This is a genomic window from Pseudomonas fluorescens Q2-87 (assembly GCF_000281895.1).
GTDB classification, from domain to species: Bacteria; Pseudomonadota; Gammaproteobacteria; order Pseudomonadales; family Pseudomonadaceae; genus Aquipseudomonas; species Aquipseudomonas fluorescens_S.
On the sequence record NZ_CM001558.1, the window covers coordinates 4525115 to 4542768 of the forward strand.

General features: G+C 61.6%; 20 protein-coding genes and 1 pseudogene. 9 read left to right on the top strand and 12 right to left on the bottom strand.

All coding sequences use genetic code 11. The features are described 5' to 3' along the window. The first annotated feature begins 39 nt into the window (after nt 1-39). Nucleotides 40-1116: a DUF748 domain-containing protein gene (locus PFLQ2_RS08050; RefSeq protein WP_003184220.1), complete on the top strand. Its 1077-nt coding sequence runs from the start codon at nt 40-42 to the stop codon at nt 1114-1116. Here PFLQ2_RS08050 and PFLQ2_RS08045 read toward each other — a convergent pair. After that, nucleotides 1113-1613 (bottom strand): DUF2442 domain-containing protein, encoded by a 501-nt coding sequence (locus PFLQ2_RS08045; protein ID WP_003184222.1) that lies wholly within the window; start codon nt 1611-1613, stop codon nt 1113-1115. The genes PFLQ2_RS08050 and PFLQ2_RS08045 overlap by 4 nt on opposite strands. Beyond that, nucleotides 1601-1833: pseudogene (locus PFLQ2_RS28985) on the bottom strand (DUF4160 domain-containing protein). Before PFLQ2_RS28985 ends, PFLQ2_RS08045 begins: the two are co-directional and overlap by 13 nt. A gap of 200 nt (nt 1834-2033) precedes the next feature. On the opposite strand from PFLQ2_RS28985, the gene PFLQ2_RS08040 reads away from it, so the two are divergent. Both PFLQ2_RS08040 and PFLQ2_RS08035 read left to right on the top strand, forming a co-directional pair. Further along, entirely contained in the window at nt 2034-2879 is an 846-nt protein-coding gene (locus PFLQ2_RS08040; RefSeq protein ID WP_003184225.1) for an AAA family ATPase, read from the top strand. 33 nt (nt 2880-2912) lie between these two features. After that, the gene (locus PFLQ2_RS08035) at nt 2913-4091 is read left to right on the top strand and encodes a vWA domain-containing protein (protein ID WP_003184227.1); all 1179 of its coding nucleotides are present in this window, start codon (nt 2913-2915) and stop codon (nt 4089-4091) included. A 104-nt stretch (nt 4092-4195) separates the two neighbouring features. Here PFLQ2_RS08035 and PFLQ2_RS08030 read toward each other — a convergent pair whose 3' ends face one another. The 7 genes from PFLQ2_RS08030 to PFLQ2_RS08000 all read right to left on the bottom strand — a co-directional run bounded on the left by PFLQ2_RS08030 (nt 4196) and on the right by PFLQ2_RS08000 (nt 10121). Further along, nucleotides 4196-5116 (bottom strand): biotin-dependent carboxyltransferase family protein, encoded by a 921-nt coding sequence (locus PFLQ2_RS08030; RefSeq protein ID WP_003184230.1) that lies wholly within the window; start codon nt 5114-5116, stop codon nt 4196-4198. After that, on the bottom strand, nt 5113-5817 hold the full coding sequence (gene pxpB, locus PFLQ2_RS08025; RefSeq protein ID WP_003184232.1) for a 5-oxoprolinase subunit PxpB: 705 nt from the start codon (nt 5815-5817) through the stop codon (nt 5113-5115). The genes PFLQ2_RS08030 and pxpB overlap by 4 nt, the downstream gene beginning before the upstream one ends. After that, nucleotides 5814-6566 (bottom strand): 5-oxoprolinase subunit PxpA, encoded by a 753-nt coding sequence (locus tag PFLQ2_RS08020; RefSeq protein WP_003184233.1) that lies wholly within the window; start codon nt 6564-6566, stop codon nt 5814-5816. Before PFLQ2_RS08020 ends, pxpB begins: the two co-directional genes overlap by 4 nt. 63 nt (nt 6567-6629) lie before the next feature. Further along, entirely contained in the window at nt 6630-7916 is a 1287-nt protein-coding gene (locus tag PFLQ2_RS08015; protein WP_003184235.1) for an MFS transporter, read from the bottom strand. Between the two features lie 344 nt (nt 7917-8260). Continuing rightward, nucleotides 8261-8803, bottom strand: coding sequence for a DUF2937 family protein (locus tag PFLQ2_RS08010; RefSeq protein WP_003184238.1), 543 nt, complete (start codon nt 8801-8803; stop codon nt 8261-8263). A 12-nt stretch (nt 8804-8815) separates the two neighbouring features. Next, a complete protein-coding gene (locus tag PFLQ2_RS08005) occupies nt 8816-9592 on the bottom strand; it encodes a class II glutamine amidotransferase (protein ID WP_003184239.1) in 777 nt (258 codons plus the stop codon). Between the two features lie 31 nt (nt 9593-9623). Further along, nucleotides 9624-10121, bottom strand: coding sequence for a hypothetical protein (locus PFLQ2_RS08000; RefSeq protein WP_003184240.1), 498 nt, complete (start codon nt 10119-10121; stop codon nt 9624-9626). A 157-nt stretch (nt 10122-10278) separates the two neighbouring features. Here PFLQ2_RS08000 and PFLQ2_RS07995 point away from each other — a divergent pair, with 157 nt between their 5' ends. Both PFLQ2_RS07995 and PFLQ2_RS07990 read left to right on the top strand, forming a co-directional pair. Next, nucleotides 10279-12333 carry a S9 family peptidase gene (locus tag PFLQ2_RS07995; protein ID WP_003184241.1) on the top strand — a complete coding sequence of 685 codons (2055 nt, stop codon included), beginning with the start codon at nt 10279-10281 and terminating at the stop codon, nt 12331-12333. 188 nt (nt 12334-12521) lie between these two features. Next, nucleotides 12522-12995 carry a cyclic nucleotide-binding domain-containing protein gene (locus tag PFLQ2_RS07990; protein ID WP_003184242.1) on the top strand — a complete coding sequence of 158 codons (474 nt, stop codon included), beginning with the start codon at nt 12522-12524 and terminating at the stop codon, nt 12993-12995. 127 nt (nt 12996-13122) lie between these two features. Here the strand turns inward: PFLQ2_RS07990 and PFLQ2_RS28990 are convergent, their stop codons facing one another. Next, complete coding sequence (locus PFLQ2_RS28990) at nt 13123-13410, bottom strand: hypothetical protein (protein ID WP_088021792.1); 288 nt, start codon at nt 13408-13410, stop codon at nt 13123-13125. A gap of 74 nt (nt 13411-13484) precedes the next feature. On the opposite strand from PFLQ2_RS28990, the gene PFLQ2_RS07980 reads away from it, so the two are divergent. From PFLQ2_RS07980 to PFLQ2_RS07965, 4 genes are all read left to right on the top strand, one after another. Then, a complete protein-coding gene (locus PFLQ2_RS07980; RefSeq protein ID WP_003184244.1) occupies nt 13485-14171 on the top strand; it encodes a spermidine synthase in 687 nt (228 codons plus the stop codon). Between the two features lie 48 nt (nt 14172-14219). After that, nucleotides 14220-14594: a YajD family HNH nuclease gene (locus tag PFLQ2_RS07975; protein ID WP_003184246.1), complete on the top strand. Its 375-nt coding sequence runs from the start codon at nt 14220-14222 to the stop codon at nt 14592-14594. A gap of 240 nt (nt 14595-14834) precedes the next feature. Then, nucleotides 14835-15305, top strand: a complete 471-nt coding sequence (locus tag PFLQ2_RS07970) for an RNA methyltransferase (RefSeq protein ID WP_003184248.1) — start codon at nt 14835-14837, stop codon at nt 15303-15305. Between the two features lie 77 nt (nt 15306-15382). Beyond that, nucleotides 15383-15760 (top strand): YgaP family membrane protein, encoded by a 378-nt coding sequence (locus tag PFLQ2_RS07965; RefSeq protein ID WP_003184253.1) that lies wholly within the window; start codon nt 15383-15385, stop codon nt 15758-15760. A 128-nt stretch (nt 15761-15888) separates the two neighbouring features. On the opposite strand, the gene PFLQ2_RS07960 is transcribed toward PFLQ2_RS07965, so the two are convergent. Beyond that, nucleotides 15889-17118: a hypothetical protein gene (locus tag PFLQ2_RS07960; protein WP_003184255.1), complete on the bottom strand. Its 1230-nt coding sequence runs from the start codon at nt 17116-17118 to the stop codon at nt 15889-15891. A 32-nt stretch (nt 17119-17150) separates the two neighbouring features. Then, nucleotides 17151-17600 carry a YcgN family cysteine cluster protein gene (locus tag PFLQ2_RS07955; protein ID WP_003184256.1) on the bottom strand — a complete coding sequence of 150 codons (450 nt, stop codon included), beginning with the start codon at nt 17598-17600 and terminating at the stop codon, nt 17151-17153. Between the last annotated feature and the right edge of the window lie 54 nt (nt 17601-17654).

Below are 17654 nucleotides of genomic sequence, written 5' to 3' on the forward strand. Positions count from 1 at the left end.
AACAGTCAATGGCTTTAATAACGCTGGAGACTGATTGCCATGAAGCGTCGATACAGCTGGCCCCTGTGGGGGCTCGCCGCCATCGTTGCGGTGCTGGTGGCCCTGCACTTCACGCTGCCTTACCTGGTGCGCGACTACCTCAACGACAAGCTGGCCGACATGGGCGATTACCGCGGACAGGTCACCGACGTGGACTTGGCCCTCTGGCGCGGGGCCTATCGGATCAACGGCCTGAAAATCGTCAAGGTCGACGGCAAGGTCCCGGTACCGTTCGTCGATGCGCCGCTGGTCGATCTGTCGGTCAGTTGGCACTCGCTGTGGTACGACCATGCGGTGGTGGCCGAAGCGGAGTTCGCCCGCCCCGAAGTAAATTTCGTCGACGGCGGGACCAATCGACAGGACTCCCAGACCGGCCAGGGCACCAACTGGCGCGAGCAACTGAGCAAATTGCTGCCGATCACGTTCAACGAAGTGCGGATCAGGGACGGCAAGCTCACCTTCCGCAACTTCAACTCCAAGCCACCGGTCAATCTGCGAGCCACGGACGTCGACGCCAGCTTCTACAACCTGACCAACGTCGTCGACACCGAAGGCAAGCGCGACGCCCGCTTCGAGGGCAAGGCCCTGGTGGCCGAACACGCGCCGCTTGAAGTGCAAGCCACCTTCGACCCGCTGAGCAATTTCGAGGATTTCGACTTCCGTCTGCGGGCCCGGAACATCGAACTCAAGCGTCTGAACGATTTCGCCGCGGCCTACGGCAAATTCGATTTCAATGCCGGCCACGGCGACGTGGTAATCGAGGCCCAGGCCGATAACGCCAAGCTCAGCGGCTATATCAAGCCATTGTTGCGGGACGTGGATGTATTCGACTGGCAGCAGGATGTGGAAAACAAAAACAAGAACATCTTCCGTTCGGTCTGGGAAGCCTTGGTAGGGGCGGGCGAAACGGCCTTGAAGAACCAGCGCAAGAACCAGTTCGCAACCCGGGTGGAGCTCAGCGGCAACGTTCATCAGCAGGACATCAGCGCCTTCGAAGCCTTTTTGCAAATCCTGCGCAACGGTTTCGTCCAGGCGTTCAACGCTCGCTACGAGCAGCCAGCGCCCTCCAACGACTAGGACTTGCGTGTGACAGTAGAGCTGCCGGCCGACTCCGCCGCCGCTATTGCCGTTCCACGCTGCAGCGAGTCCCAACCCAGGCACGCGAGGGCCAGCGAACGCGGTACCGCCTCACGCCCGCTGCTGTAGCGACTGATACTACGAGCACTGACCCCAAGGGCTTCGGCCGCTTTGTTCAGCGGCAGGCCGGTACGGGCGCGCCAACTGATGAAGATGCGGGTATTTTCATCCACGGCGTTTTGCGCCAGCGAGTCCAGGTACAACGTATCGGCACCGATCTGGATATCCAGTTCGGGCCATTCCACGCTCCAGCCATCGTCGCCCAAGGTCGCACCGCCAAACGCCTCCTCTTCAAGCAACGGGCGCAAGCCTGGGTAACGTTGCACATCGACGCTCAGGTCCAGCGTCAATTCTTGTCCGTTGATGAACGTCAGTTCGAGACTGAACGGCAATAAAACCTGCACGGCCGAGAGCCGCGGTCGTTTCATCGATAGCATCGTTGCCAATCCTCCAACAATTTTGCACCTGATGGGCCCTGACCCAGTCCAGTGCTTCTTTGATGATCAACGGCGGCGCCCGACCCACCATCACTTCGACGGTTTCCAGGCTCAGGATCACGTCCAATCCGCCGCCGGTGAGGTGGACATGGGGCGGTGGGTGATCCCTTTCGCGCAGTTGAATGCGGTACGTATTTTTGAATCGATATTTAGTTGTCATGCGTCAAACATATCGCCAAATTGGCGATATGCAATACTGGCAAGCAGCCGAGACTGAGTCAACATGTGACGCTCCATTCAGAGACTGAATACGGCGTCTACGTTCACAGTCGGCGGGACCTCGCGTTATAGTCGGGGCATGTCATTTATTTCGTGCGCCCTGCCCCGCCAGGCCGTCGACCCCGCTCGAGGAAACTGCAGATGAAGTTCGAAGGCACCAGCGCCTACGTGGCCACCGATGATCTGAAACTGGCCGTGAATGCCGCTATCACCCTGGAGCGGCCGTTGCTGGTCAAGGGAGAGCCGGGCACTGGCAAGACCATGTTGGCCGAACAACTGGCCGAGTCCTTCGGCGCGCGACTGATCACTTGGCATATCAAGTCCACCACCAAGGCCCACCAGGGTTTGTATGAGTACGACGCGGTCAGCCGCCTGCGCGATTCCCAGCTGGGCGTGGACAAGGTCCATGACGTGCGCAACTACTTGAAGAAGGGCAAGCTCTGGGAAGCCTTCGAGTCCGAGGAGCGGGTGATTCTGCTGATCGACGAGATCGACAAGGCCGACATCGAGTTCCCCAACGACCTGCTGCAAGAACTCGACAAGATGGAGTTCTACGTTTATGAGACCGATGAAACCATCAAGGCCAAGCAGCGACCGATCATCATCATTACCTCCAACAACGAAAAAGAACTGCCGGACGCATTCCTGCGCCGCTGCTTCTTCCACTACATCGCCTTCCCCGACCGCGTCACCCTGCAGAAAATCGTCGACGTGCACTATCCGGACATCAAGAAAGACCTGGTCAGCGAAGCGCTGGACGTGTTCTTCGACGTGCGCAAGGTACCGGGCCTGAAGAAAAAACCTTCCACTTCCGAACTGGTGGACTGGCTCAAGCTGTTGATGGCCGACAACATCGGCGAAGCGGTGTTGCGCGAACGTGATCCGACCAAAGCCATCCCGCCATTGGCCGGTGCCCTGGTAAAGAACGAACAGGATGTGCAATTGCTCGAGCGCCTGGCGTTCATGAGCCGTCGCGGCACGCGCTGATCCTCTTCGTTAACAAGAGCGAGGGCGATTGCCATGCTGCTTAACCTGTTCAATGAGATGCGCGCCGCCAAGGTGCCCGTGTCGGTGCGCGAACTGCTGGACCTGATCAATGCGCTGAAACAGCGGGTGATCTTCGCCGACATGGACGAGTTTTATTACCTGTCCAGGGCGATCCTGGTCAAAGACGAACGGCATTTCGACAAGTTCGACCGGGCCTTCGCCGCGTATTTCAACGGCTTGGAAAAACTCGACGATCATCTCCAGGCGCTGATTCCCGAAGACTGGTTGCGTAAGGAATTCGAGCGTTCGCTGACTGACGAAGAACGGGCGCAGATCCAGTCCTTGGGCGGTCTGGACAAACTCATCGAAGAATTCAAGAAACGCCTCGAAGAACAGAAGGAACGCCACGCTGGCGGCAACAAGTGGATCGGCACTGGCGGCACGAGCCCGTTCGGCTCCGGCGGTTTCAACCCCGAGGGCATTCGTGTCGGCGACGCGGGCAAGCGTCAAGGCAAGGCCGTGAAAGTCTGGGATCAGCGCGAGTACAAGAACCTCGACGACCAAGTGGAGCTGGGCACCCGCAACATCAAGATCGCCCTGCGTCGCCTGCGCAAGTTCGCCCGCCAGGGTGCGGCTGAAGAGTTGGACATCGACGGCACCATCGACCACACCGCCCGGGACGCAGGCCTCTTGAACATCCAGATGCGCCCGGAGCGACGCAACACCGTGAAGTTGTTGTTGCTGTTCGATATCGGCGGCTCGATGGACGCTCACGTGAAGATCTGCGAAGAACTGTTCTCAGCCTGCAAGACCGAGTTCAAGCACCTGGAATATTTCTACTTCCACAACTTCGTCTACGAGTCGGTGTGGAAGAACAACCTGCGCCGCACCTCCGAGCGCACCTCGACCCAGGACCTGCTGCACAAGTACGGCGCCGACTACAAAGTGATTTTCATCGGTGACGCCGCCATGGCCCCTTATGAAATCACCCAGGCCGGCGGCAGCGTCGAACACTGGAACGAAGAAGCCGGTTACGTGTGGATGCAGCGTTTCATGGAGAAGTACAAGAAGCTCATCTGGATCAATCCGTACCCCAAGGACACTTGGGGCTACACCGCTTCGACCAACATCGTGCGCGAGTTGGTGGAAGACCGGATGTTCCCGCTGACCTTGCGGGGGTTGGAGGAAGGGATGCGGTTTCTTTCCAAGTAGATCTTTGTTGCCTGACAGGACCTCTTCGCGAGCAAGCCCGCTCCCACAGGGATCTTATGTACGACGGAGATCCAGTGTGGGAGCGAGCTTGCTCGCGAAGCTTTTCAGCGCTTCAAAAACACCTGCAAACACTCCACCTGCTGCCGATGCGCAACCTCCTGCACCACCGGCCGCAACCGCACCTGCGCCCCCGGCAGGCATTGCGCCAGTCGGGCCAGGGCCAGCGGTGTCAGGGCGCCCAAGCGTGGATAACCACCGATAGTTTGCCGGTCATTGAGCAACACGATCGGCTGGCCGTCCGGTGGCACCTGCACGGCGCCCAGGGGAATGCCTTCGGAAATCATCGACGGGCCCTGGTATTCCAGCGCCGTGCCCAGCAATCGGATGCCCATGCGGTCGGCGCGGCTGTCCAGCGTCCATAGGCTGTTGAACGCATCGAACAAGCTCTGTCCCGCGAACTCGCCATTCTGCGCCCCCAGGATCAAGTCCAGCGGCGCGGTCTGTTGGAAATCCGGAATCAACCTGTGCGGCATGGGCCGCGGCGTTGCCGAGCCTGAGTAGCTCAGGTGCGCACCGCGCTCCAGCGCCCTGCCCCGGCCGTCCAGGCCACCCAGTTCCTCGCGCACCACCGTCGCCCGGCTGCCCAGCACCGCCGGCGCATCGAATCCGCCGGGAGCGGCCAGGTAGGCCCGGGCGCCGAGCACAGGCTGGGTAAGCGCCAGGGACTGTCCTTTACGCAGGCTGAAAAAACGCCACGAAGCGACTGGCTGGCCATCGATTCGTGCCCCCAGGTCCGCCCCGGCCAGCGCCAGCACGCAATCGTCTTCGGCCAGCACCGTAAAGCCGCCAAGGGTGATTTCCACCGCCGCCGCGCCCAAGGGATTACCGAGCATCCAGTTGGCCCAGGCCATCGATAGCCAGTCCGCGGCGCCGCCCTGGGTCACGCCCAGATGTCTAACACCGAAACGGCCGGCGTCCTGCAACAGGCACAGCGGGGTGCTGGCCTGGATCGATAAACGGCTCATGCCTGGACCTCCAGCGGTGTGTCATCGCCGCCCAGCGCAACGAATTCGGCATGGTCTATGGCAGCGAAACGCACGGTATCGCCAGGTTGCATCAGGCTGTAGCCGTCACGCTCGCGATCAAACAGTTTGGCCGGGGTGCGACCGATCAGGTTCCAGCCACCAGGCGACACGACCGGATACGCCGCGGTCTGACGCTCGGCAATCCCGACGCTACCTGCCGCCACGCGCTTGCGCGGCGTGCCGAGGCGCGGCGCGGCCAGCACTTCGTCGACCAGCCCCATGAAGGCGAACCCTGGCGCGAAACCCAGGGCGAACACTTGGTATTCACGCTCGCTGTGGCGGCGGATCACTTGCTCCACCGTCAACCCGCTGCGGCTCGACAGCAGGCCCAATTCTGGCCCGACACAAGGGTCGTACCACACCGGCAGTACATGGCATTGGCCGGCCATGCGGGCATCGGGTGAAAGACCATTCAATGCTTCGTGAACCAGCTCCCGAGCCTGCGAGGGCGTCAAGGCGAGCAAATCGTAATGCACCATCAGCGTGGTATAGGACGGCACCAGGTCGATCAGATGTTCGGCGAATACGGCTCGCAAGCGCTCGCTGGCCGCGAGCATCCACGGCATATTGGCTTCGGCGATTTCATCGAACAGGCGCACCATCAGGCAGTCCACCGCCACCACTTCCAGGCGTGGCTTCATGGCGCGCTCTGCCGGTCCAGGGCTTCGCGAATACGTTGCACCGCGGCCACGGAACTGGCGTTGTCACCGTGCACGCACAAGGTGTTGGCCCTCAGGTGCAATGCGCTGCCGTCATTGGCGGTCAGCGCATCGCCGCGAGCGATGGTCAGGGCTTGCTCGATGATGACCGCCGGATCGTGGTGTACCGCACCCGGCGTTTGTCGCGACACCAGATGACCGGCACTGTCATAGGCACGATCGGCGAAGGCTTCGAACCACAGGGTCAAGCCGTATTCATCGCCCAAGGCCTGGGCTGCGCCGTTGTCCCGGGTCGCCATGAGCATCAAGGGCAGCGACGAGTCGTAGGCGGCCACCGCCTGGATCACCGCGCGCAGTTGCGCCGGGTTGGCCATCATGTCGTTGTACATCGCCCCGTGGGGCTTGACGTAGCTGACCCGTCCGCCCTGGGCCCGGCAGATGCCGTCGAGCGCGCCGATCTGGTAATGCAACAGGTCCTGCAGTTCCTGGGCGCCATAGGCCATGGAACGGCGGCCGAAACCTGCCAGGTCCTGATAGGCCGGGTGCGCCCCGATCCGCACGCCATGGCCCAGGGCCAGGCTGACAGTCTTGCGCATGATGCTTGGGTCGCCGGCGTGGAAGCCACAGGCGATGTTGGCGCAATCGATGAAGGGCATCACCTCGGCGTCCAGACCCATGGTCCAGTTGCCGAAGCTTTCGCCGATGTCGCAGTTCAATAGCAGGCGGTTCACGGTGAACGCTCCTGTAGGATCTTTTTTATTTAACAGCGGGACAACAGCCTCGCCGCTTATCGGTTATTCGGCTTCCAACTGCTTGCCTTGGGTTTCCGGCAGGCTCAGGGCCGCCAGGATCACCACGCCGTAAGACACCGCGGCGAAGGCGCCGATGCCCACGCTCAGTGGTACTTTCTGGCTCAGCAGGCCGATCAACAGCGGGAACAGTGCCGCCACCGCCCGGCCAATGTTGTAGCAGAAGCCCTGCCCCGACCCGCGGATCCGCGTAGGGAACAGTTCGGTAAGGAACGAGCCCATGCCGCTGAACATCCCAGACGCGAAGAACCCCAGGGGAAAGCCCAGCCAGAGCATCACGTTATTGCTCACCGGCACTTGGGTGTACAGCAGCACAATAGTGAACGAGCCGACAGCGAACAGGACGAAATTTTTCTTACGCCCGAGGATGTCCGACAGATACGCACTGATGACGTAACCGACGTAGGAACCGACGATCACCATTGCCAGGTATCCGCCGGTGCTCAATACGCTCAAGCCGCGCTCATTTTTCAGGAACGTCGGCAACCACGAGGTAATCGCGTAATAACCACCCAGGGCACCGGTAGTCAGCAGCGAGGCGCGGATGGTGGTGAAGAGAATGCCGGGAGCGAAAATTTCATAGAACTTGGCCGGGTTGCTTGGCGTTTGCCGGGCCTTGGCCTGGTTATAGACTTCCGGATCCTTGACCAGCCGACGGACGAAAATCACGAATATCGCTGGGACGATGCCGAGGATGAACAAGGCGCGCCAGGCGTCTTCCGGCGGTAGCACCGAGAACAACAACGCATACAGGATCGCCGTCATGCCCCAGCCCAGCGCCCAACCCGACTGCACCATGCCCACCGCCTTGCCACGGTCCTTGGCGCGAATCACTTCGCCCATCAGCACCGCACCGGCGGTCCATTCGCCGCCGAAGCCGAAGCCCATCAGGGTGCGGGCGATCAGCAACTGTTCGTAGCTCTGGGCAAAGCCACACAGGAAGGTGAAGAACGCGAACCACAGCACCGTCAGTTGCAGGGTGCGCACCCGACCGATGCGGTCCGAGAGGATGCCCGCCACCCAGCCGCCGATGGCCGAGGCGATCAGCGTGCTGGTGTGGATCAGTCCCGCCTGCCCGGTGGTGATGCCCCACATCGCGATCAGCGTCGGCACGACGAAACTGAGCATCTGCGTGTCCATGCCGTCCAAGGCGTAGCCAACCTTGCAACTCCAGAATGTCCGACGCTCCTGCTGGTTGATGTTGCGATACCAGTCAAACGGCCCGGAACGGGCCTGGGGGGTGGGGACGCCGAGCGTGTCGGGTGCACTCATGGTGGTTCTCCGCAGTTTTATTGTTCTAAGCCTCGACGACGCAAACGTAGAGACCGGATGCCCCGATTCTTGAGCGGGCACGCCATCGCGTCCAACGAATAAAACCTTGGTTGGGTCATAAGAAAAAGTTGATTGGTTGCATCGGTGAGTCTGACTGAACACCGTTGTGGCCCAGCTGCACACCGTTGTGGCGAGGGGATTTATTCCCGTTGGGCTGCGAAGCGGCCCTGATAAGGCCACCACATGTGTCAGGCAGGATCATTTCTAGTGCTGCATTGAGGCCTGCTTCGCAGCCCAGCGGGGATAAATCCCCTCGCCACAAAAGCACTTCGACCGCGGTGCAATCAGAGCCCGCGCAAATCCCGCTCTTCAATCGGTCGGCTCTGGCGCAGGCGCTTGCCACCCAGCACCACCCAATCGATCAGGCGGAACAGGCATTCCAGGCCGAACGACAACAGCATGGCGCCGCTGATGCCCCAGATCATCGCCTCGGGCGTGAGCAGGATCTGGTAGCTGTAGCCATTCCAGGTTTCCTTGCGAATGTCCGGATCGGCGGCCAACGCCACTTGCAGCAGGCGGATGTACCACGGCCCCTGCATCGCCTGGAATTGCTTGTCCAGGGCCTGCTGACGCACCAGCAAGGTGTTCAGGCTGTCGGCGTCGCTGCGAAAGATCGGGTCTTCGCTGGCACGGTAATGAGCCACCAGGGCCTGCATGTCGCCTTTGAAAAACTGATTGGCGGTGCCCTGGAACCCTTGCAGGCCGGTCTGCGCCTCGATCAGGTGGGCTTCGACCCGTTTGGCATAGTCGTTGATGAAGCCCGGTACTTGCACCCCGACCAGCAGGCCCACCGCGAACAACACCAGGCGTAGATAACTGAGCAGCATAACGTGACGTCCTTATTCGGTCCGACCGTGACTGACGCATTCGCCGCGTCGCCACAGGCTCCATTGGCCCGGTTCATAGCGGGTCCAGTTTTCGTTTTCGGTCAAGGGTTCGGTGGCGATCACGGTGACCACATCGTTGGGCGTGGTTTCAGCCTGGAAATCGACGATTACATCCACATCCTTGAGCCTCGCCGGGCCGAACGGCGCGCGGCGGGTGATCTGGGCCAGTTTGGTCGAGCAATAGCAGAACAGCCAGTCACCATCGCTCAGCAGGCAATTGAACACGCCTTTGCTGCGGTATTCGGCGCAGGCCTCAAGCAGCGAAGGTAACAGTTGCTCGACCTCAACCGGTTCCGGAAATGCCCCGCGCACGCGGTTGAGCAGGTCGCAAAACGCCGCTTCACTGTCGGTATCGCCGACCGGGCGATAGAAGCTCACACCCGGCTGGAAATCGGCGAGTTGGCCGTTGTGGGCGAAACACCAGTTGCGCCCCCACAGCTCTCGCACGAATGGGTGGGTGTTGGACAGGCAGACCTTGCCGACGTTGGCCTGGCGAATGTGGCCGATCACCACTTCGCTCTTGATTGGATAACGCTGCACCAGGTTTGCCACTTCCGACTCGCTGCTCGCGGCCGGGTCCTGGAACAGGCGCAGACCACGGCCTTCGTAGAAAGCGATGCCCCAGCCGTCGCGGTGTGGCCCGGTCTTGCCACCGCGCTGCATCAGCCCGGTGAAGCTGAACACGATATCGGTCGGCACATTGGCACTCATGCCCAATAACTCACACATGCTCGAACTCTCGCTTCAAGGGGCAGGCCTGCTACAGGCGCGGTTCGATACGCGAACGCTGGGGGTTGCTCGGCACGGGCGGGCGACCGTAGCGATCATCCCCTGCCACGCCGAACGGCGGCTCGTCTTGCGGTTCATCGGCGGCGGCAGCGGCTTTTGCGGCGGCAGCGCGCTCCTTGCGAGCGTTGGATGCACGCTCGATAGGAAAGCGGATCAACACCAGAACCAGGTAGAGGCCGAAAGCGATCATGCCGTACATGAGCAGATCGGACACGGCCCGCCAGGCGTTGTTGCCAACCTTGAACAACGCGTCCAGGGCGACAATGGCCACGGCCGGGGCGACCTTGTCCTTCACAGGGTCGACAATGGTGGGGCTGAACAGCAACACCGCCATCAACAGCCGCAGCGGCTCGCGCAACCAACGCCACATCCAGCGGGTCATGCGCATCCACACCAGCAGGCAGCCCAGGGCGGCGAAGGCGTAGAGGCCCCAGGCGATCAGATAGTCGTTCTCGGTCATGGTGTCCATGGCAAGGCAGGCAAAGAGACGCTTATAGTAACGGCTTTTCGCTCGTCAGGCTGCCCCGGTGTCTGCACAGTGGCCGGTGTGTCCGGTTCGATGGACTGGACAGAACTAACCAGGCCGGCCGCTGGTCCCTTTTTCGTACAATGTTCGAGAGTCTTCCATGTCCCTATCTGCCCACGTTTCCAACGCCCCGATCGCCCGCAAGGACCCGGGTGTTGACCCGTACGCCTGGCTGCAGGAGCGCGACACCGACGCCGTGCTCGACTACCTCAAGGCTGAAAACAGCTATCAGGAGGCGCAACTTGCCGACCAGGCCGGACTGCGCGAAACCTTGTTCCAGGAGATCAAGGGCCGGATCCTCGAGACGGACCTGTCCCTGCCCTCGCCCTGGGGCCCCTACTTGTATTACACCCGCACCACGGCCGGTGATGAATACCCGCGCCACTACCGCTGCCCGCGTCCGGCCGACGACAGCCTGACCGTGGACGAAAGCCGCGAACAATTGCTGCTGGACCCGAACGAGCTGGCCGGCGGCGGTTTCTTTTCCCTCGGCGCCTTCAGCATCAGCCCCGACCACCAGCGCCTGGCCTACAGCCTGGATACCTCGGGCGATGAGATCTACACGCTGTTCGTGAAGGAATTATCCAACGACAAGGTCAGTGAACTGTCCTTCGAGGACTGTGACGGCAGCATGACTTGGGCCAACGACAGCCTGACGCTGTTTTTCGGCGAGCTGGACGAGACCCACCGCCCGCACAAACTCTGGCGCTATCGCCTGGATGGCACTGCCGCCGAAGAGGTGTTCCATGAGCCGGACGGGCGTTTCTTCCTGCATTGCTACCGTTCAAGCTCTGAACGGCAACTGATCCTGTCCCTGGGCAGCAAGACCACCAGCGAAATCTGGGTGCTGGACGCCGCGCAACCGCAGCAGCCCTTCACCTGCCTGGCGCCACGGCGGGAAAACCATGAATACGACGTCGACCACGGCCTGCTCGATGGCCAGTGGGCGTGGTTGATCCGCAGCAACCGCGACGGCATCAATTTCGCGCTGTACCAGGCCGCCGATACCGGCGTGGCACCGACCGAGGCCGACTGGCAGAACCTGATCGCCCACAGCGACACCGTGATGATCGACGGCCTGAGCCTGAACGCCGGGGCCTTGACCCTGAGCTTGCGTGAAGGCGGCCTGCCCATCATCGAAGTTCATCCACAGGGCTTGCCGGCGTATCGGGTGCAACTGCCGGACGCGGCCTACAGCCTGCATGTGCAGAACAGCCTGGAGTTCGTCAGCGAGCGCATTCGCCTGCGCTACGAGGCCCTGAACCGCCCGGCACAGATCCGCCAACTGGACCTGGCCAGTGGCGAACAGGTCGTCCTCAAGCAAACGCCGGTGCTCGGCCCATTCGACGCCGATGCCTACGTCAGCCAGCGGCTATGGGCCACGGCACCGGACGGCACGCAAGTGCCCATCAGCCTGGTGGTCAAGCGCGAAGCCCTCGGCAAACCTGTGCCGCTGTATCTGTACGGCTACGGCGCCTATGGCGAAAGCCTCGACCCGTGGTTTTCCCACTCACGGCTGAGCCTGCTCGATCGTGGCGTGGCGTTTGCCATCGCCCACGTGCGCGGCGGTGGCGAGCTGGGGGAAGCCTGGTACCGCGCCGGCAAGCAGGAGCACAAGCCCAACACATTCAGTGATTTCATCGCCTGCGCCGAGCATTTGATTGCCAACGGTTTCACCACTGCCGAGCAGTTGGCGATCAGCGGCGGCAGCGCCGGTGGCCTGTTGATCGGCGCGGTGCTCAACCAGCGCCCGGAGCTGTTCAAGGTGGCGATCGCCGAAGTGCCGTTCGTCGATGTCCTCAACACCATGCTCGACCCGGACCTGCCCCTGACCGTCACCGAATACGACGAATGGGGCAACCCGCAGGAGCCAGACGTCTATGATCGGATACGCGCCTACGCCCCCTACGAAAACGTCAGCGCCCAGGCGTACCCGGCGCTGCTGGTCATCGCCGGCTACAACGACAGCCGCGTGCAGTACTGGGAAGCCGCCAAGTGGGTGGCGAAATTGCGGGCCACCAAGACCGACGGCAACCCGCTGCTGCTCAAGACCGAACTGGGCGCCGGCCACGGCGGGATGAGCGGTCGCTACCAGGGATTGCGTGACGTAGCGCTCGAATATGCATTTGTCTTGAAGGTTTTAGGGCTGGCCTGAGGAACTCTGTGGGGCGGCCCGGTCTTAGGGAACGATGCAGCCTCAAAAATGTGGGAGCGGGCTTGCTCGCGAAGGCGGACTGACATTCAGCTGATGTGTCGACTGACACACCGTCTTCGCGAGCAAGCCCGCTCCCACAGGTATTTCACCCAAACACGTAGCAGCCACAAGAAAAAGACCGTGACGACATGTCAGAACCGACCTTATTGAACAAAGAAATCCGCGACTGGCTGATGGACTGCGGTCTGTTCGACCAGTTGCTGCCCGTGGACTTCGCCGCAGCCTCGGGCTATTTCAGCATCAGTGCCATCGCCGAGGGCGAGGCGATTTTCCGCGAGGGCGATGCCGGCAGCTTCATGTGCATCATCCACACCGGCCAAGTGGCCGTGCAGAAAACCGGCCCCGACGGCCAACCGGTGACCATTGCCACGTTGCGCAGCGGCCGGGCATTCGGCGAAATGGCCGTGCTCGATGGCGAGCGACGCTCGGCCAGTTGCATTGCCGCCAGCAATTGCCAGTTGCTGAACCTGGGCAAGGATTCGTTGGAAAAAATGCTCAACGACGCACCCAAGATCGCCGCCAAGATCATTCGCGCCCTCGCCGTCTCCCTGTCCAAGCGCCTGCGCATGGCCGATGGGCAGCTGCTGTCGCAGCAGGTCTAGCCGCAAACCCGGTGACTTGTGGGAGCGGGCTTGCTCGCGAAGACGTCAGATCAGTCAGGATCCTTGTTGCCTGACACACCGCTTTCGCGAGCAAGCCCGCTCCCACAGGAATCCATCGCTTATAGGGCTAGCCACCCGGCGACTTGGCCTTCGGCGGTTTCGGTTCCATGCCCGGTATCGGCTGGTCCTTGGGCGGCCGGGGCATTTCGATGGGCGGCAGCAAGGGCGGCCCGCCGTTTCCCGGGGCCACTTTGGGCACGCCGTTGGGCGTGACCGGCGGATACGGCATGGGAGTGGCGGTGCCTGGCGAGCCAGGGACGCTGGAGGGGCTGACCGGAATCGTCGGCTGCTGGGCCTGTGCGCAACTTATTGAGAGCGCCGCCAGGGCAATGGCCGTTAGAATGATGCACTTCATCAATGGCTCCGTGGCTATTGTCTACCTTCAGGCTAGTCCTTACCGCGCCGGTTTGCCCTCCTCTTGAGATATCCATGAAACGTTTCGTTCTGCTCGACACCACGCCCATCCCTGATAACGGCGGTGCCCTGTGCCTGTTCGAGTATGGCGAAGACTTCGTCATCAAGATCCAGGGCGGTGACGGCGGGCAGTTGATGAATACCCGCATGCACGGTTCCGAAGACGCCCTGGCGGAGATTCCCTGCCGCAAGGTTGCCGGCCGTCCTGGCTCGCGCGTGCTGATCGGCGGCCTTGGCATGGGATTCACCCTCGCCTCGGCGCTCAAGCACCTGGGCAAGACCGCCGAGGTGGTGGTGGCCGAGCTGGTGCCCGGGGTGGTGGAGTGGAATCGGGGGCCATTGGGAGAAAAGGCCGGGCGACCGCTGTCGGACCCGCGCACCGTGATTCGCATGGAAGACGTGGCCAAGGTGCTGCAAGCCGAGCCCCAGGGTTTCGACGCGATCATGCTGGATGTCGACAACGGCCCCGAAGGCCTGACCCAGAAAGCCAACAGCTGGTTGTATTCGGCCGGCGGCCTGGCAGCCTGCGCCAAGGCCCTGCGGCCCAAGGGTGTGCTGGCAGTGTGGTCGGCCAGCGCCGATCGGCAGTTTTCCGACAAACTGAAGAAGGCCGGTTTCAAGGCCGAAGAGGTGCAGGTGTTCGCCCATGGCAACAAAGGCACCCGTCACACCATCTGGATTGCCGAGAAGCTCAAGGGCTAAGCTAAACTGTGCTCAACCGTCATCAGTCTTTTCTACAAAGGTGAACCCATGAGTTCGTCAACGCCACCGTCCAACACCGCCAAGCTGGACCGCATCCTCGCCGATGCCCAGCGCGACCGGGAAATGGGCTACCGCGACAAAGCCCTGAAAATGTACCCCCATGTCTGCGGCCGCTGCGCCCGTGAGTTTTCCGGCAAGCGCCTGAGTGAATTGACCGTTCACCACCGCGACCACAACCACGACAATAACCCGCAGGACGGTTCCAACTGGGAACTGCTATGCCTGTATTGCCACGACAACGAGCACTCGCGCTACACCGACCAGCAATATTTCGGCGACGGCTCCCTGAGCACTCCGAAAATCGCCAAGGCCACCCATAACCCGTTTGCGGCGCTGGCCGGGTTGATGAAGAAAGACGAGTAGCTGTCATTACCAGAGAGCTTTCCAGTCTGTAAGGCCGCCTTCGCGAGCAAGCCCGCTCCCACAGAGATTTCCAGCATCCTGGGGAGCGGGCTTGGTCCATTGACTCTCTCCAACGCTCACGAAACCCTGTGGGAGCGAGCTTGCTCGCGAAGGCGATGCACCCTTCACCACCAATCGCGAAACTGACCACCCTCCCGCATTCCCCGTATAATCGCGCCTTTTCCCCAAAGGCACCCGCCCGTGGCCAACAAACGCTACAGCTGCATCGGTCTGTTCAACCCCAAGTCACCGGAAAACGTCGGTTCGGTCATGCGCGCCGCCGGCTGCTACGGCGTGGCGTCGGTGTTCTACACCGGCAAGCGCTACGAGCGCGCCGCCGACTTTGTCACCGATACCAAGAAGGTCCACTACGACATCCCGCTGATTGGCATTGACGACCTGAAGAAAATCCTGCCCCTGGGCTGCGTGCCGGTGGCGGTGGAACTGGTGGACGGTGCGCGTCCGCTGCCTGAGTACACGCACCCGGACCGGGCGCTGTATATCTTTGGCCCCGAAGACGGTTCGCTGGACAAAGACATTCGTGACTGGTGCGAAGACGTGGTGTACATCCCCACCACCGGTTGCATGAACCTGGCCGCCACCGTCAATGTCGTGCTGTACGACCGCATGGCCAAGGGCAATAACACCCGTTCGGGGCCGCAATTCCGCTGATCGGTGCGAAATCCGATTGAACAAGGCCAGCGCTCGGGCAGTCAGCTTTATACCAATCCCCACACTGGAGACAGATCATGAGCGATAACAATCCGTTCGAGCCAATCGAGAGCACCCCGTTCCAATCCCATCCGCCACAGAACGTGCATGGCTGGGAACGCATTGGCTCACTGGCTGGCGGTGTGCTGATGATGGGCAAGGGGCTGCGCCGTGGCGGTGTGATCGGTCTGGCTCAACTGGCTATCGGCGGTATGGCATTGGCAAGGGGTATCACCGGGCATTGTTCGGCCAAGTCGCTTTTGGAGAAGAATCGCCAGAACCTGAACAGCGCCCGCGCCCGGATCGAACAGGCCGGTGATGAGCTGACTCGCATGAAAGCCAATGCCGAGGCGGCGACGGGTACAGCTACTGTGACGGGGAATGATTCGCTGAGTTCACCGCGGGCTGGCCTTTGATTCAATAGGTGCGGTGAGGCTGATAGCCTCTTCGCGAGCAAGCCCGCTCCCACAGTAATCCAGTCATACACAAATGATGTGTTCACTGAAGATCCACTGTGGGAGCGGGCATGCTCGCGAATGCGGTACTACTGAAGTAACCGGCTATCAAGCACAGTAGAAGGCCCATCCAAGATGCTTTCACTGAGCTGCACAAACTCCTTGGTATCGACTGTCTCCAAGCGCATCGCCCCCTGCAACACATCATCCAGCGAACGCTTGTTGCGGGTCTTCAGGCGAATCTCGCGGTCCAGTTCCTGTAGCAGCAATACCGCCTTGGCCACCGTCGCGGGGCCGATCTGTTCGCCGCGCAAGGTCGTCACGCTCCGACTGTCACGGGCGAGCCGGTCATTGAGGACCTGATAGCGTTCATCGCTCATACCGCCGGCACGGCGCAGCAGCTCGATGGCGTAGTACTCGGTCAACCCTTCGCTGATCCAGTCGCTACGATCCTGGTCGTTGATACGCGCAAGCGCCTGCACCAATTCACGCAGCAACGGACTGGCACCTCGCTCGCTGACCAGGGGCGGACGGCTGTGCAGATAGATTGAGTCATGGCCGGCCTGGGCGCCGCGCCACAACGGGTCCCCCGCGCCGACGATCAACAATTTGGCCGGATGGCGCGGCACCAACGCTTGCACCTGCGGCCAGACAAACGTCAACAGCGTCAGAACATCCATCCGGCGCATGCCCTGGCCCCGGGGCGAGGCCACGGTGACCTCGGTTTCCCCCAGGCGGGTGCGACGGCTGCCAAGCTTGCCGGCAAGCATCCAGCCGGTGGGACGGTCGAACAGCCGCGAAGGGTTGTCGATGCGAAAGCGTTGCTTGCCGATGCGCGGCCAAGGCGTCTCGATGCTTGTCCAACCGTCGGGCAATTCAACGTCCAGGCGGGCCACCAGTTCGACGCCGTCCTGCTGGTCGAGCTTGGCCGACGGCACCAGGTCATCGCCGCGCAGCAAGGCCCAGGTCGGGGTCATGCGGGTTTCGAAGGTGGCGTTCTTGCGGGCATGACCGATACGCACCCGGTAGCTCAGGCTCGCCTTGTCGGCCGTTGGACGCCAGACGCCGCGCGCTTGCTTGCCGGGACTCAACTGCCATTGACCGTCTGCCTTGAAGTCGCTGTAGCGGCTGCCGTCACCCAGGTCGAAATCCAGGCTGCGCACCGCCGAACCCCGTGCCAACGTCAGGCGCACCTCGGCCTGATCGCTTTGCGGCAACAGGTGCACGTGATAATCCAGATCGACTTTCTGCGCCGCCCATAACGGCCCGCACACCACCAGCAGCCCGGCCGCCAGCATCCGTTTCAATCCAGCTGCCATGAATTCTCCCTGGTCGTGCAATACCCGGCGATTCAGCCGGCGCGGAAAATCAGATGATCTTCCCAATCCTCTTCCGCCACGCTGCCTTCGGCCAACATGCGCCCGGACTGGGAAATGCGTTCATGGTGCACGGCATCACGGTCGCCGCAAACCAGGTGGTGCCACAAAGGCAGGTCCTTGCCCTCGCTGACCAATCGATAACCGCAGGTCGGTGGCAGCCATTTGAATTCATCGGCCTTGCCCGGCGTGAGCTGGATGCAATCGGGAACGAAGTCCCGACGGTTGGGGTAATCGGTGCACTGGCAGGTTTTCAGGTCCAGCAGTTTGCAGGCGATGCGTGTGTAATAGACGCTGTTGTCGTCTTCGTCTTCGAGCTTTTGCAGGCAGCACAGGCCGCAGCCGTCGCACAGCGATTCCCATTCCTGCGAATCGAGCTGATCGAGGGTTTTGCGTATCCAGAACGGTTCGACTTTGGCGGCCATGGTTCAAGTATCAATATCAAATGGTGAAAAGGCCGACAGTCTAGTGCCGGGGCC

Coding starts and splice junctions, on each gene's coding strand:
- PFLQ2_RS07975 (WP_003184246.1), top strand. CDS start 14,220: ATGAGTTCGTCAACGCCACCGTCCAACACCGCCAAGCTGGACCGCATC.
- PFLQ2_RS07960 (WP_003184255.1), bottom strand. CDS start 17,118: ATGGCAGCTGGATTGAAACGGATGCTGGCGGCCGGGCTGCTGGTGGTG.
- PFLQ2_RS07990 (WP_003184242.1), top strand. CDS start 12,522: ATGTCAGAACCGACCTTATTGAACAAAGAAATCCGCGACTGGCTGATG.
- PFLQ2_RS07995 (WP_003184241.1), top strand. CDS start 10,279: ATGTCCCTATCTGCCCACGTTTCCAACGCCCCGATCGCCCGCAAGGAC.
- PFLQ2_RS08040 (WP_003184225.1), top strand. CDS start 2,034: ATGAAGTTCGAAGGCACCAGCGCCTACGTGGCCACCGATGATCTGAAA.
- PFLQ2_RS08000 (WP_003184240.1), bottom strand. CDS start 10,121: ATGGACACCATGACCGAGAACGACTATCTGATCGCCTGGGGCCTCTAC.
- PFLQ2_RS28990 (WP_088021792.1), bottom strand. CDS start 13,410: ATGAAGTGCATCATTCTAACGGCCATTGCCCTGGCGGCGCTCTCAATA.
- PFLQ2_RS07980 (WP_003184244.1), top strand. CDS start 13,485: ATGAAACGTTTCGTTCTGCTCGACACCACGCCCATCCCTGATAACGGC.
- PFLQ2_RS08030 (WP_003184230.1), bottom strand. CDS start 5,116: ATGAGCCGTTTATCGATCCAGGCCAGCACCCCGCTGTGCCTGTTGCAG.
- PFLQ2_RS07965 (WP_003184253.1), top strand. CDS start 15,383: ATGAGCGATAACAATCCGTTCGAGCCAATCGAGAGCACCCCGTTCCAA.
- PFLQ2_RS08050 (WP_003184220.1), top strand. CDS start 40: ATGAAGCGTCGATACAGCTGGCCCCTGTGGGGGCTCGCCGCCATCGTT.
- PFLQ2_RS08005 (WP_003184239.1), bottom strand. CDS start 9,592: ATGTGTGAGTTATTGGGCATGAGTGCCAATGTGCCGACCGATATCGTG.
- pxpB (WP_003184232.1), bottom strand. CDS start 5,817: ATGAAGCCACGCCTGGAAGTGGTGGCGGTGGACTGCCTGATGGTGCGC.
- PFLQ2_RS07955 (WP_003184256.1), bottom strand. CDS start 17,600: ATGGCCGCCAAAGTCGAACCGTTCTGGATACGCAAAACCCTCGATCAG.
- PFLQ2_RS08035 (WP_003184227.1), top strand. CDS start 2,913: ATGCTGCTTAACCTGTTCAATGAGATGCGCGCCGCCAAGGTGCCCGTG.
- PFLQ2_RS08010 (WP_003184238.1), bottom strand. CDS start 8,803: ATGCTGCTCAGTTATCTACGCCTGGTGTTGTTCGCGGTGGGCCTGCTG.
- PFLQ2_RS08045 (WP_003184222.1), bottom strand. CDS start 1,613: ATGCTATCGATGAAACGACCGCGGCTCTCGGCCGTGCAGGTTTTATTG.
- PFLQ2_RS08015 (WP_003184235.1), bottom strand. CDS start 7,916: ATGAGTGCACCCGACACGCTCGGCGTCCCCACCCCCCAGGCCCGTTCC.